The sequence below is a fragment of the Serratia sp. FS14 genome (assembly GCF_000695995.1).
Taxonomy (GTDB): domain Bacteria; phylum Pseudomonadota; class Gammaproteobacteria; order Enterobacterales; family Enterobacteriaceae; genus Serratia; species Serratia nematodiphila.
In genome coordinates this window covers 481,269-494,542 of the sequence record NZ_CP005927.1, presented here as the reverse complement: position 1 = coordinate 494,542, position 13,274 = coordinate 481,269, and the positions used below count along the sequence as shown (strand labels likewise).

Sequence of the window (13,274 nt, the reverse complement as noted above, 5' to 3'; positions counted from 1 at the left end):
GTCGATTCCTTTAGATCGGGGTCTGTGGTGTTTCAGCGGCGGCCGGGATTTCGGCGAAGGCTTCACCCATGCGGGTGACGGTGCCGTTATGCAGCTGCGGCGCAAACTGCACGCTGCCTGCGGTAAACAGGTTGATCACCGTGGAGCCGAGTTTGAAACGGCCCATCTCGGCGCCTTTTTCCAATGTGATGGCGCCTTCTTCGCCGGCGGCCGGGTAGGTCCAGCGCTTGATAATGCCTTCGCGCGGCGGCGTGACGGTGCCGGCCCAGACGGTTTCAATGCTGCCGACGATGGTGGCGCCGACCAGGATTTGCACCATCGGCCCGATGTCGGTGTCGAAGACGCAGATCACGCGCTCGTTGCGTGCGAACAGGTTAGGCACGTTGGCGGCGGTGAGCGGGTTGACCGAGAACAGATCGCCCGGCACATAGATCATTTCGCGCAGCACGCCGGCGCACGGCATGTGGACGCGGTGATAGTCGCGCGGCGCCAGGTAGGTGGTGGCGAACAGGCCGTTGCGGAACGGCTCGGCCAACAGATAGTTGCCGGCCAGCAGCGCTTCCAGGCTGTAGTGGTGGCCTTTGGCCTGGAAGATTTGATCCTCGCGGATCGGGCCGAGCTGGCTGATGGCGCCATCGGCGGGCAGCGCCAGCCAGTTGGCGTCGGCGATGATCGGGCGCGCACCATCGCGCAGCGGGCGCACGAAGAAGTCGTTGAAGGTGGCGTAAGACGCCAGGTCCGGGTTTTGCGCTTCCTGCATGTCCACGCGGTAGTAGCGAGCGAAGGTTTTGACCACCAGTTGGGTCAGCCAGCCGGCCCGTTTGTCGGCGCCCCAGCCCGCCAGGCGGGTCAGCGCCAGCTTCGGCAGCCAATATTGCAGTTTAATCTTGATGCTATCCAGCACGTTAACCTCGTGAATCAGGGTAAAGGGCGCGCATTGTAACGAGGGCTCCGCCGTCGTCAATGCCCGCTCGTCAGTGTCAGTCTGCGGCGTCCGTGAAGTTCTTGCGAACCTTCACCTGCGCCATGCTTTCCAGAATGCGGTGGTAGTTGTCGAAACGCTCTTGCGCGATATCGCCTTTCTCCATCGCCGCGCGGATAGCGCAGCCGGGATCGGTATCGTGGCGGCAGTCGCGGAATTTGCAACCGCCTAAATAATCACGGAATTCGACAAAGCCGCGGGTAATTTGTTCCGGCTCCAGGTGCCACAGGCCAAACTCGCGCACTCCGGGGGAGTCGATCACGTCGCCGCCGTGCTGGAAGTGGTACAGCCGCGCGGCGGTGGTGGTATGTTGCCCGAGGCCCGAGACGTCGGAAACCTGATTTACCAGAATTTGCTCTTCAGACGGCGGCAGCAGCGCGTTCAGCAGGCTGGATTTGCCGACCCCCGACTGGCCGGCGAAGATGCTGATGCGCCCGGCCAGCGCCTGTTCGAACTCCGCCATGCCTTCCCGCGTCTGGCTGGAGACTTCCAGCACCCGGTAGCCAATCTTGCGATAGATATCCATCATGCCGTCGACCAGCTTGCGCGCTTCGGCGTCCAGCAGGTCAATTTTGTTGAGCACGATCAGCGGCTCGACTTCGAGCGTTTCGCAGGCCACCAGATAGCGGTCGATGATGTTCAGCGACAGCTCGGGCAGGATCGCCGACACGATGACGATCTGATTGATATTGGCGGCGATCGGCTTCACGCCGTCGTAGAAGTCCGGGCGCGTCAGCACCGAGGTGCGCTCGTGCACCGCTTCCACGATGCCCTTCACCCCTTCATGGGTGCCCAGGCCGGGGCGCCACACCACGCGATCGCCGGTGACCAGCGAACGCAGCGTGCGGCGGATGTTGCAGCGGTGCTGAGTGCCATCCGGCGCCTCAACGTCGGCGTGCATGCCGAAACGGCTGATGACGACGCCTTCCTGCGGCTCGCCCAGTTGGGAATCATCCGGTTCCGGTTTGTTATCGGCGCGCTTCAAACGGCGCTGATGGTTCGCCTGCACGCGGCGTTGCTGACCTTTGGACAGTTTGTTCTTACTCACTGCGCCTCACTTGAATCGGTTTTATACCTTTACGTATATGCACAGCCGCGGCGGGGAGTTGCCCCCGGCGCAGCCTTGAACCCGTCAGGGTATATGTCGCCCAAGGCGACCAAAAAGACTATGATACACGCTATTTTATATTAAATAACCGTTGTTAGCCGCCGGCTGCGGCGCGTCGCCACCGGCGGCGCCCGTCGTCTCGTCCGCACAGCGTTTTTCTCTCGGCTTTTAGGCAGGAAACATCATGACAGGAAACGAAAATAACCTGATTTGGATCGATTTGGAGATGACTGGGCTGGATCCCGAGCGTGACCGCATTATCGAGATCGCCACGCTGGTCACCGACGCCAACCTGAACATCCTGGCCGAAGGGCCGGTGATCGCTGTGCACCAATCCGACGAGCAGCTGGCCTTGATGGACGAGTGGAACGTGCGCACCCATACCGGCAGCGGGCTGGTGGAGCGGGTGAAAGCCAGCCGCCAGGACGATCGCGCCGCCGAGCTGGAAACCATCGCCTTCCTGCAGCAATGGGTGCCGGCCGGCAAATCGCCGATCTGCGGCAACAGCGTGGGCCAGGATCGCCGTTTCCTGTTCCGCTACATGCCGGAGCTGGAGGCCTACTTCCATTACCGCTACCTGGACGTCAGCACGCTGAAGGAACTGGCACGCCGTTGGAAGCCGGAAATTCTCGGCGGCTTTAAGAAGCAGGGCACCCATCAGGCGCTGGATGACATCCGCGAATCGGTGGCCGAACTGGCTTATTACCGCGAACATTTCATTCAGCTTTAAGGCGATGGCGGCCCCTGCGGGGAAAAAACGCTGTTTTTAGCCGCTTAATTCGCCAATCTGGCGCTTTAATCGGCAATCAAACAAAAATCGCGTTTTTTTGCTTTCAGGGGCTTGCGGCAAAAAGGATTTCTCGTATAATGCGCACCCCGTACCGATGAAGAATTTCGTAACGTTCCACCATCGATACGCCGGGCGGGAATAGCTCAGTTGGTAGAGCACGACCTTGCCAAGGTCGGGGTCGCGAGTTCGAGTCTCGTTTCCCGCTCCAAATTCAACAATGTCGCGATGCGGCATGATGAATAAATAAAGCAGTATCAAGCAGTACCTATGCGACGCGGGAATAGCTCAGTTGGTAGAGCGCAACCTTGCCAAGGTTGAGGTCGCGAGTTCGAGCCTCGTTTCCCGCTCCAAAAATTCAAAGGTCACGCCAGTGTTTGGTGACCGGATGCCAAAAGCATCTCTATGCGGGAATAGCTCAGTTGGTAGAGCACGACCTTGCCAAGGTCGGGGTCGCGAGTTCGAGTCTCGTTTCCCGCTCCAATTTTCTCTTCGTTTCAAATTCAAGTCCAACGCCTTATCCGGCGCGGATTTTTGTCCCGTTTTACACGCCCGGTAAAAATGTTGTGAACAGAGTTATCCACAGCCTCTGCACATAAACTCGCCTGCCTGAAAAATCAACGTCATACAAATTAAATATTTATCTATTTGATTTATATGCTTATTTATTTATCCCAAAACGTTATGCCGATCACTTGCTCTTTTTGTTGCAGTTGAAAGACAACGTGTTTTTATTTTTATGCACAAATCCACAGAGTAAGGATGCCGGTGATGCGGCCGCGCGGCGCACGCCGTCAGGCGTCCCTCGGTAAACCTTTTTCCACAGCCCGTATCAGCCGTTTTTTCTGTGCCGTCTGCACCTCTATGCCCTGCGCTTCACGGCGAGCAAGCTGTTGCGCCAGCGCCCAGTGGATATGTTCGTCCAGCATGCTGTCCTGGCCCAAACGCGTGCGCAGCGCGAGCACGACGCCGTCCTCATAAGGCGCATTGCCCAGCGCCACGGCGATATTGCGCAACCAGCGCAGGTGGCCGATGCGGCGTATCGCCGAGCCTTCGGTGATGCGCAGGAATTTTTCTTCTGTCCAGTTGAACAGATCGATCAGCTGCGGCGCATGCAGTGCGGCGCGCGGGCTGAAATCGTCTTCGTCAGTGAGCTGCGAAAAGCGATTCCACGGGCAGATCAGCTGGCAGTCGTCGCAGCCGTAGATGCGGTTGCCGAGCAGCGGGCGAAATTCTTCCGGGATCGCGCCTTCCAGCTCGATGGTGAGGTAGGAGATGCAGCGCCGGGCGTCGACAGTATAGGGGGCGACGATGGCGCCGGTCGGGCAAGTGGTGATGCAGGCGACGCAGCGGCCGCACTGCTCTTCCTGCGGCCGATCCACCGGCAGCGGCAGATCGATCAGCAACTCGCCGAGGAAAAACCACGACCCGGCTTCACGGTTGAGAATTAGTGAGTGTTTACCAACCCAGCCGATGCCCGCCTTGGCGGCCAGCGCGCGCTCCATCACCGGCGCAGAATCGACAAAGGGGCGGAAATTCAACTCGCCGCAGTATTCCTGGATCTGATCGCCCAGTTTTTTCAGGCGCTGGCGCAACAGCTTGTGATAGTCACGCCCCAGAGCGTAGCGGCTGACGTAGCCCAGTTGCGAATTCTGCAAGGTGCTGGCGAACGCCGCCTTGGCCGGCAGGTAGTTCATGCGTACGCTGATCACTCGCAGCGTGCCCGGCAACAGTTCGTGAGGGCGTGCGCGCAACATGCCGTGGCGCGCCATCCATTCCATCTCGCCGTGGTACTGCTTGTCGAGCCAGGCCTGCAGCTTCGGCTCTTCAAGGCTCAGATCGGTATCGCAGATGCCAACCTGCTGGAATCCTAGCGATTGCCCCCATTGCTTGATATGTTGGGCGAGTTGATGAAGATCGAGGGGGTGCGTCATGACGGGCCACAGTGAAAAAGCATACGCTGACAGTTTACCACACTCTGTCTGGCCTGCGGATTGGATCCGTCGTTCGGAACCCGCGGCGGCGGCCTCGCTCGGTATTTCTCTTTACGATTTGATGCAGCGCGCCGGTCAGGCGGCCTACGCGCTGGCTCGCAACGCGTACCCCTCCCGTGACCACTGGCTGGTGCTGTGTGGCCACGGCAACAACGGCGGCGACGGCTATGTGGTGGCGCGCCTGGCGAAGGCGGCGGGCGTGCAGGTGACGCTGATCGCCTGCGAAGGCGCACGCCCTTTGCCACCGGAAGCCGCAGCGGCTCGCGAGGCCTGGCAAGCTGCAGGCGGCGACATTCTGCCGGCGAACAGCCGCTGGCCGGCGTCTGTTTCGCTCATTATCGACGGCTTGCTGGGCACTGGCCTGGGCAGCGCGCCGCGTGCGCCTTACGATGCGCTGATTGAGGCCGCCAACCGCCATTCGGCGCCGGTGGTGGCGCTCGATATCCCGTCCGGCCTGCTGGCGGAAAGCGGCGCGGCGCCGGGCGCGGTGGTGCGTGCCGCGCATACCGTCACGTTCATCGGCCTCAAGCCGGGTTTGCTGACCGGGCAGGCGCGCGACTGGGTCGGGCAACTTCATCAGAATGCGCTAGGCTTATCGGATTGGTTGGCGAAGCAACCGGAGCAGATTCAGCGGCTTACCGCCGAGGCGTTGCCGCGCTGGCTGCATCCGCGGCGCCCCTGCGCCCATAAGGGCGAACATGGTCGTCTGCTGCTGGTGGGCGGCGACCGCGGATTCGGCGGCGCCATTCGCATGGCGGCGGAAGCGGCGCTGCGCAGCGGGGCTGGATTGGTGCGAGTGCTTACTCACATTGATCATGTTGCGCCGCTGCTGGCGGCCAGGCCGGAGCTGATGGCGCAGGCGCTGGACGATGCGACGCTGCGGCAGGCGATGCAATGGGCGGATGTGCTGGTGATTGGCCCGGGGCTGGGCCAGGCTGAGTGGGGCAAAAACGCCTTGAGCGTGCTGCAAACCAGCGATAAACCGGCCTTGTGGGACGCCGATGCGCTGAACTTGCTGGCATTAAATCCCGAGAAACGGCAGAATCGCGTGATGACTCCGCATCCCGGAGAGGCGGCGCGGCTGTTGAGCTGCAGCACTGCCGACATCGAGAGTGATCGCTTACTTGCCGTGCGCAAGCTGACGGCGCGCTACGGCGGCGTGGCGGTGCTGAAAGGCGCCGGTACGCTGATCGCCGATGAGCAGGGGCAGATGGCGATCGCCGACGTCGGCAACGCCGGCATGGCCTCCGGCGGCATGGGTGATGTGCTGTCGGGCATCATCGGCGGTTTGCTGGCGCAAAAGCTCCCGCTGTATGATGCCGCCTGTGCGGGCTGCGTCGTGCATGGCGCGGCCGGCGATCGCGTAGCGGAAAGACAAGGAACAAGAGGCATGTTGGCGACCGATTTACTGCCGGACATCCTTCATTTCGTTAACCCTGAGTGGGCAAAATAGACTTTATCGAATGAAAGAACTCGTTTTACCTCTGCCGGACGAGGCAGCGACTGTCGCTTTGGGCACCACTTTGGCCAAGGCCTGCGATCGCGCCAGCGTCATCTATCTCTACGGCGACCTGGGCGCCGGTAAAACCACCTTCAGCCGTGGTTTCCTGCAGGCGTTGGGGCATCAGGGCAACGTCAAAAGCCCGACCTACACGCTGGTGGAACCCTATGCCTTGCAGCCGCTGGCGGTGTATCACTTCGATCTGTATCGCCTGGCCGATCCGGAAGAGCTTGAATTCATGGGCATTCGCGATTACTTCGCGCAAGACGCCATCTGCCTGGTCGAATGGCCGCAGCAGGGCACCGGCGTGCTGCCGGAGCCGGACCTGGCGCTGCACCTCGGCTATCAGGGCGAGGGACGAGAGGCGAAGATCGAGGCGATTTCTGCTTACGGCAGCCAGCTGTTAGACCGCATTCATGGATCACAGGGATGATGCTGCAATGACGCAGGTGTTGAAAAAATTTGCGGTCATCATGCTGATCGCCGTGCTGGGGCCGCTCGGCGCGTTGAACGCGCTGGCGGCGTCCTCGCTGTCCGATATCAAAGTGTCGAACGCCCAACGCGAAGCGACGGTGTCGGTGAGCTTCAATGGCCCGCCGGACTATGCGTTTTTCCCGCTGCACGGCCCGGAACGGGTGGTGCTGGACGTTAACCAGAAGGGCAAAGTCGGCGGCCTGCCGCTCAACTTTAGCGGGCAAAACCTGGTAAAGAGCATTCGCTCCAGCGCGCCGAAAGACGCTCAGAGCGTGCGTCTGGTGTTTGATCTGACCCAGCGCGCCAAAACCCGCGTTTCCACTCGCCAGAACGGCGGCGTGCATACCGTGGTGTTCACCATTTCGGCTGAAGGCGGCGCCAATATCGTGGCGCGTAAAGCGCCGGTGCAAACGCCTCCGCCGGTCGCCGTCAGTCAACCGCCGCGTCAGGCGCCGGTTGCGGTGCGTGAAGCGCCGGAGCCGCCGCTGCGCAAAGCGCCGACGGGATCGAATCCCTTTACCCAAAAACAGACTGTGGTCGCAGGCACCGCCACTGAGGTCACGCCGCGCAGCAGCCGCGTTTCCGCCGGTTCCGGCGATCGGGTGGTGGTGGCGATCGACGCCGGCCACGGCGGCCAGGATCCGGGCGCCATCGGCCCGAGCGGGTTGAAAGAAAAGAATGTCACCATCGCCATCGCGCGCCGCCTGCAGGCGATGCTGGACGCCGATCCGCAGTTCAAACCGGTGCTGACGCGTAACGGCGATTATTTTATCTCGGTGATGGGGCGTTCCGACGTTGCGCGCAAACAGGGCGCCAACGTGCTGGTCTCCATCCACGCCGATGCCGCGCCAAACCGCAGCGCCAGCGGCGCTTCCGTCTGGGTGCTGTCTAACCGCCGCGCCAACAGCGAAATGGCCGGCTGGCTGGAACAGCATGAGAAGCAGTCTGAGCTGCTCGGCGGCGCCGGCGATTTGCTGGCCAACAGCCAGGCCGACCCTTATCTGAGCCAGGCGGTGCTGGATCTGCAGTTCGGCCACTCGCAGCGCGTCGGGTACGATGTGGCGGTGAAGGTGCTGCAGCAGCTGCAGAGCGTCGGATCGTTGCATAAACGTCGGCCGGAACACGCCAGCCTGGGCGTGCTGCGTTCGCCGGATATTCCATCGCTGCTGGTGGAAACAGGATTTATCAGTAATAGCACGGAGGAGCGGCTGCTGGGCAGTAGCGCGTATCAGGAGAAGATTGCCAAGGCCATTCATAACGGCCTGCGCAGCTACTTCCTGGCGCATCCGCTGCAAGCCGACCCAAAGGTGGAAAACCGACCGCTGGACGTCGCAGCGGCGGTTAACACCTCAACACCAGACGTGCGCCAGCCGGAGCCTATCGTCAGCTCGGCCGGCGCGAGCCGCAGCGTTAGCGGCAAGACCCAGATCCACGTGGTGAAGCGGGCGGAGACGCTGTCCGGCATCGCCGACAGCTACGGCACCACCATGGCGGCCCTGCGGGATCTGAACAAACTGAAGAAAGACGGCGTGTGGGTCGGGCGACGCCTGAAGGTGCCGGCGGGGAAAACCGCCGCCGTCACCGCCGTCGCCAAGGCGAAAACGCCGGCGAAGAAGCCGTCTAAACATAAAGTGGCCCGTGGGGACACGCTGTCCTCTATCGCTTCTCGTTATGGGGTCAGCGTCGGCGATCTGAAACGGGTCAATAATCTGAAGTCGGACGTCGCGCCGCTGGATCGGACGCTGACCATTCCGCAGGCCTAGCGCCACCGCTACAGGAGTCAGCATGCCTATCCAGGTGTTACCGCCACAGCTCGCCAACCAGATCGCCGCCGGAGAGGTGGTTGAACGCCCCGCGTCGGTGGTCAAAGAGCTGGTGGAAAACAGTCTGGATGCCGGTGCGACGCGCATCGATATCGATATCGAACGCGGCGGTGCCAAGCTGATCCGCATTCGCGATAACGGCTGCGGCATCGGCAAGGACGATTTGGCGCTGGCGCTGGCGCGACACGCTACCAGTAAAATCAGCACGCTCGACGACCTGGAAGCGATCGTCAGCCTCGGTTTTCGCGGCGAAGCGCTGGCCAGTATCAGTTCGGTGTCCCGTTTGACCCTGACGTCGCGCACCGCCGAACAAAGCGAGGCGTGGCAAGCCTATGCCGAAGGGCGCGAGCAGGCGGTGACGGTCAAACCCGCTGCACACCCGGTCGGCAGCACGCTGGAAGTGCTGGATCTGTTTTACAACACGCCGGCGCGCCGCAAGTTCATGCGCACCGAGAAAACCGAATTTGGCCATATCGATGAAGTGGTGCGGCGCATCGCGCTGGCGCGTTTCGATGTGGCGATCAACCTCAGCCACAACGGCAAACTGATCCGTCAATACCGGGCGGCGAAGGAAGAGAGCCAGCACGAGCGCCGTTTGGGCAGCATCTGCGGCCCGGCGTTTTTACAGCATGCGCTGAGCATCGACTGGCAGCACGGCGATCTGAGCATCCGCGGTTGGGTGGCGGATCCGGCCGGGGCACGCCAACTGGGTGAAATGCAGTATTGTTACGTCAACTGTCGCATGATGCGCGATCGTTTGATCAATCACGCCATTCGTCAGGCCTATCAGGATCAGTTGAAGGACGATCAGCAGCCCGCTTACGTGCTGTATCTGGAGGTCGATCCGCACCAGGTGGATGTCAACGTTCATCCCGCCAAGCACGAGGTGCGTTTCCATCAGGCGCGGCTGGTGCACGATTTTATCTACCAGGCGGTGACCACCGTGCTGCAACAGGCCGGGCAGACGCCGTCGCTGCCGCTGGCGGAAACGCCGGACGAAGCGCCCGCGCCGGTCTGGCAGCAGGAAAACCGCGTCGCCGCCGGCGGCAACCATTTTTCTTTGCCGGCGTCGCGTCGTGAAACGCCGTCATCGCCCGGCGCCGCCCGCGAGCGCGCGCCGCAGCCCGGTTGGCAAACGGCGGGCGGTTACCAAAAACGCGAAGGCGAGCTGTACGGTAAACTGATGCAGCCCGCCGCCGAGCCGCCGGTCGAGGCCGCGCCGGAAACCCCGAGCAAGCCGCCGCTGTTCCCGCCGGCGAAAGCCGCAGCGGAAACACCGTTGGCGAGCGGGCAACACAGCTTTGGCCGGGTGCTGATGATCCATCCGCCGTGTTATGCGTTGATTGAACAGTGCCAGCAGCCGGCGTTGCTCAATCTGACGGTGGCGGAACGCTGGCTGCGCCAGGCGCAGCTCAACCCGCCGGCAGAAGGGCTGCGGCCGCAGCCGCTGCTGATCCCAGTCAAGCTGACGTTGGAGAAGAGCGAAGCGGCGGCCATCGCGCGGCATCAGGCGCTGCTGACGATGATGGGGCTGGATCTGCAGGCGGATCACGGCCGTGTGACGCTGCGCGCAGTGCCTTTACCATTACGCCAACAAAATTTACAAAAACTGATACCCGAACTGTTAGGCTATCTGGCCGAACATCAGGAGATGTCGCCCGCGGTGCTGGCTACCTGGCTCGCTCGTCGCCTTGGCAGCGAACATGAACAGTGGAACACCTCGCAAGCGATACAATTGCTGACCGACGTTGAACGACTTTGCCCGCAGCTGGTCAAATCGCCACCGAGCGGACTTTTACAACCCGTTGATTTACAGGCCGCACTGGCGGCCCTCAAGCATGACTGACACTGAAATGACACCACGTCCCCCGGCTATTTTCATCATGGGGCCAACCGCCTCGGGCAAGACCGCGCTGGCGATCGCGCTGCGCGAACGCCTGCCGGTGGAACTGATCAGCGTCGATTCCGCGCTGATTTACCGCGGCATGGATATCGGCACCGCCAAGCCGAGCGCCGAAGAATTGGCGCAGGCGCCGCACCGGCTGATCGATATCCGCGATCCCGCCGAAGCTTACTCGGCCGCGGAGTTTCGCGCCGATGCGTTGAAAGAGATGGCCGACATCACCGCCGCCGGTCGCATTCCGCTGTTGGTGGGCGGCACCATGTTGTATTTCAAGGCGTTACTGGAAGGATTGTCGCCGTTGCCGTCCGCCGATCCCGCGGTGCGCGAGCGCATCGAACGGCAAGCGGCGGAGCAGGGCTGGGAGGCGTTGCACCGTCAGTTACAGGCGATCGATCCGGTCGCGGCATTGAGAATTCATCCGAATGATCCGCAGAGACTGTCCAGAGCACTGGAAGTTTTTTTATTTCGGGTAAAACTTTAACGGAACTGACTAAAATTTCGGGTGAATCGTTGCCGTATCAAGTTCACCAATTTGCGATAGCGCCGACCAGCCGTGAGTTGATCCATCAACGCATCGAGCTGCGGTACCATCAAATGTTGGCGGCGGGTTTTGAGACGGAAGCGCGTGCACTTTTCGCACGGGGTGATTTGCATACGGACTTGCCCTCCATTCGCTGTGTCGGTTACCGCCAGATGTGGTCATACTTGTCTGGTGAAATTAGTTACGATGAGATGGTTTATCGTGGTATTTGCGCAACACGTCAGTTGGCTAAACGCCAGATGACCTGGTTACGGGGTTGGGAGTCGGTCCATTGGTTGGACAGTGAAAAGCCGGGAGAGGCTTTGGACTCGGTGACACAGGTTGTTAGTGCATAGGTTGGGTGATTGTGTACAATTGCTGAGTATTCAGCGCGCAAATTTTTTACGTCGTTTATTTTAGAGCCGACAGGTTCTTAGTTACAAACAACAAGCAAATAAGGAAAAGATAGAATGGCTAAGGGGCAATCTTTGCAAGATCCGTTCCTGAACGCATTGCGTCGTGAACGTGTTCCGGTTTCTATTTATTTGGTGAATGGTATTAAGCTGCAAGGCCAGATTGAGTCTTTTGACCAGTTTGTCATCCTGTTGAAGAACACGGTTAGCCAGATGGTGTACAAGCACGCTATCTCTACCGTTGTCCCGTCACGCCCGGTTTCGCATCACAGCAACAACCCGAGCGGCGGTTCAAGCAACTATCACCATGGCAACAATCCGTCTGCGCAGCAACAGCCGCAGCAGGAAAGCGATGACGCTGAATAAAGCGCGTTGCAAGTCAACCATGACGGGGAGCATAAGCAGCCGCGGGCTGTTTATGTCCCCCAAACTCACGGTGAGTGTCCGTTTGAGAGGTTGCACGCTTGTTTGACCGTTATGAAGCCGGTGAGCAGGCCGTACTGGTTCATATCTATTTCTCGCAAGACAAAGATACGGAAGACCTCAACGAGTTCGAATCGCTGGTCTCCTCAGCCGGTGTCGAAGCTTTGCAAGTGGTGACTGGTAGCCGCAAAGCCCCGCATCCGAAGTACTTTGTCGGCGAAGGAAAGGCCGAAGAAATTGCAGATGCGGTGAAAGCCAGCGGCGCGTCTGTTGTCCTGTTTGATCATTCCCTTTCCCCGGCGCAGGAAAGAAACCTCGAGCGCCTGTGCGAATGCCGGGTGATCGATCGCACCGGGTTGATTTTAGACATCTTTGCCCAGCGTGCCCGCACCCATGAAGGTAAGCTGCAGGTGGAGCTGGCGCAGTTGCGTCACATCGCCACGCGCCTGGTACGCGGCTGGACGCACCTGGAGCGGCAAAAAGGGGGGATTGGCCTGCGTGGGCCGGGGGAAACCCAGCTTGAGACCGACCGTCGCCTGTTGCGCGATCGCATCAGCTTGATTCTGCGCCGCCTGGAGCGGGTAGAAAAGCAGCGTGAACAAGGCCGACGCGCGCGGACCCGCGCCGATGTGCCGACCGTATCGCTGGTGGGCTACACCAACGCCGGCAAATCCACCCTGTTTAACCGAATAACGTCTGCCGAGGTGTATGCGGCGGACCAGCTATTTGCCACCCTGGATCCTACGTTGCGGCGCATTGACGTGCCGGACGTGGGGGATACCGTGTTGGCGGATACCGTAGGCTTTATCCGGCACCTGCCGCACGATCTGGTGGCCGCCTTCAAGGCGACGCTGCAGGAAACGCGCCAGGCATCTCTGCTGCTGCACGTCATCGATGCCGCAGATCCGCGCGTCGATGAGAACATCGAAGCGGTGAACACCGTGCTGGCGGAGATAGACTCGGATGAAATTCCTACACTGTTAGTGATGAACAAAATAGATATGCTGGACGATTTTGTGCCGCGTATCGACCGCAACGACGAAAACCTGCCGATCCGGGTGTGGCTGTCCGCCGCCAGCGGAGAGGGTATTCCGTTGCTGTATCAGGCGTTGACGGAGCGCTTATCGGGGGAGATCGCGCATTACGAATTGCGCTTACCGCCACGGGCAGGCCGTCTTCGCAGCCGTTTTTACCAGCTTCAGGCGATTGAAAAAGAGTGGAACGAAGAAGACGGCAGCATTGGCGTGGTGGTGCGAATGCCGATCGTCGAATGGCGTCGTCTCTGCAAGCAAGAACAGGACCTGATTGACTTTATCGTATGATCATATCCTGTTACATTTATGCTT

General features: G+C 60.6%; 10 protein-coding genes, 3 tRNA genes and 1 pseudogene. 11 read left to right on the top strand and 3 right to left on the bottom strand.

Annotation, left to right across the window (positions count from 1 at the left end):
- Window positions 1–10: 10 nt before the first annotated feature.
- A complete protein-coding gene (asd, locus tag L085_RS02280; RefSeq protein ID WP_015376384.1) occupies window positions 11–904 on the bottom strand; it encodes an archaetidylserine decarboxylase in 894 nt (297 codons plus the stop codon).
- 76 nt (window positions 905–980) lie between these two features.
- Window positions 981–2,030 carry a small ribosomal subunit biogenesis GTPase RsgA gene (gene rsgA / locus L085_RS02275; RefSeq protein WP_021504946.1) on the bottom strand — a complete coding sequence of 350 codons (1,050 nt, stop codon included), beginning with the start codon at window positions 2,028–2,030 and terminating at the stop codon, window positions 981–983.
- 244 nt (window positions 2,031–2,274) lie between these two features.
- Between rsgA and orn the strand changes: the two genes are divergently transcribed.
- The 4 genes from orn (at window position 2,275) to L085_RS02255 (ending at window position 3,360) form a co-directional block, all read left to right on the top strand.
- Window positions 2,275–2,820 carry an oligoribonuclease gene (gene orn / locus L085_RS02270; RefSeq protein ID WP_004929689.1) on the top strand — a complete coding sequence of 182 codons (546 nt, stop codon included), beginning with the start codon at window positions 2,275–2,277 and terminating at the stop codon, window positions 2,818–2,820.
- Between the two features lie 192 nt (window positions 2,821–3,012).
- Window positions 3,013–3,088 (top strand) — tRNA-Gly (locus L085_RS02265).
- Window positions 3,089–3,154: 66 nt separating this feature from the next.
- Window positions 3,155–3,230, top strand: a tRNA-Gly gene (locus tag L085_RS02260).
- Window positions 3,231–3,284: 54 nt separating this feature from the next.
- Window positions 3,285–3,360: transfer RNA gene (locus L085_RS02255), tRNA-Gly, on the top strand.
- A gap of 311 nt (window positions 3,361–3,671) precedes the next feature.
- On the opposite strand, the gene queG is transcribed toward L085_RS02255, so the two are convergent.
- Window positions 3,672–4,811 carry a tRNA epoxyqueuosine(34) reductase QueG gene (gene queG, locus L085_RS02250; protein WP_015376385.1) on the bottom strand — a complete coding sequence of 380 codons (1,140 nt, stop codon included), beginning with the start codon at window positions 4,809–4,811 and terminating at the stop codon, window positions 3,672–3,674.
- On the opposite strand from queG, the gene nnr reads away from it, so the two are divergent.
- The 7 genes and pseudogenes from nnr to hflX all read left to right on the top strand — a co-directional run bounded on the left by nnr (window position 4,810) and on the right by hflX (window position 13,250).
- Complete coding sequence (gene nnr / locus L085_RS02245) at window positions 4,810–6,324, top strand: bifunctional ADP-dependent NAD(P)H-hydrate dehydratase/NAD(P)H-hydrate epimerase (protein ID WP_044029889.1); 1,515 nt, start codon at window positions 4,810–4,812, stop codon at window positions 6,322–6,324. The genes queG and nnr overlap by 2 nt on opposite strands.
- 10 nt (window positions 6,325–6,334) lie before the next feature.
- The gene (gene tsaE, locus L085_RS02240) at window positions 6,335–6,805 is read left to right on the top strand and encodes a tRNA (adenosine(37)-N6)-threonylcarbamoyltransferase complex ATPase subunit type 1 TsaE (protein WP_015376387.1); all 471 of its coding nucleotides are present in this window, start codon (window positions 6,335–6,337) and stop codon (window positions 6,803–6,805) included.
- Window positions 6,806–6,812: 7 nt separating this feature from the next.
- Window positions 6,813–8,609 carry an N-acetylmuramoyl-L-alanine amidase AmiB gene (gene amiB, locus L085_RS02235; RefSeq protein ID WP_044029887.1) on the top strand — a complete coding sequence of 599 codons (1,797 nt, stop codon included), beginning with the start codon at window positions 6,813–6,815 and terminating at the stop codon, window positions 8,607–8,609.
- Window positions 8,610–8,631: 22 nt separating this feature from the next.
- Window positions 8,632–10,515, top strand: a complete 1,884-nt coding sequence (gene mutL, locus L085_RS02230; RefSeq protein WP_044029886.1) for a DNA mismatch repair endonuclease MutL — start codon at window positions 8,632–8,634, stop codon at window positions 10,513–10,515.
- Window positions 10,508–11,448: pseudogene (gene miaA / locus L085_RS02225) on the top strand (tRNA (adenosine(37)-N6)-dimethylallyltransferase MiaA). The gene mutL and the pseudogene miaA overlap by 8 nt, the downstream one beginning before the upstream one ends.
- A 114-nt stretch (window positions 11,449–11,562) precedes the next feature.
- Window positions 11,563–11,871 (top strand): RNA chaperone Hfq, encoded by a 309-nt coding sequence (gene hfq, locus L085_RS02220; RefSeq protein ID WP_004933678.1) that lies wholly within the window; start codon window positions 11,563–11,565, stop codon window positions 11,869–11,871.
- A 98-nt stretch (window positions 11,872–11,969) separates the two neighbouring features.
- Window positions 11,970–13,250, top strand: coding sequence for a ribosome rescue GTPase HflX (gene hflX / locus L085_RS02215; protein ID WP_004933675.1), 1,281 nt, complete (start codon window positions 11,970–11,972; stop codon window positions 13,248–13,250).
- Window positions 13,251–13,274 lie beyond the last annotated feature (24 nt).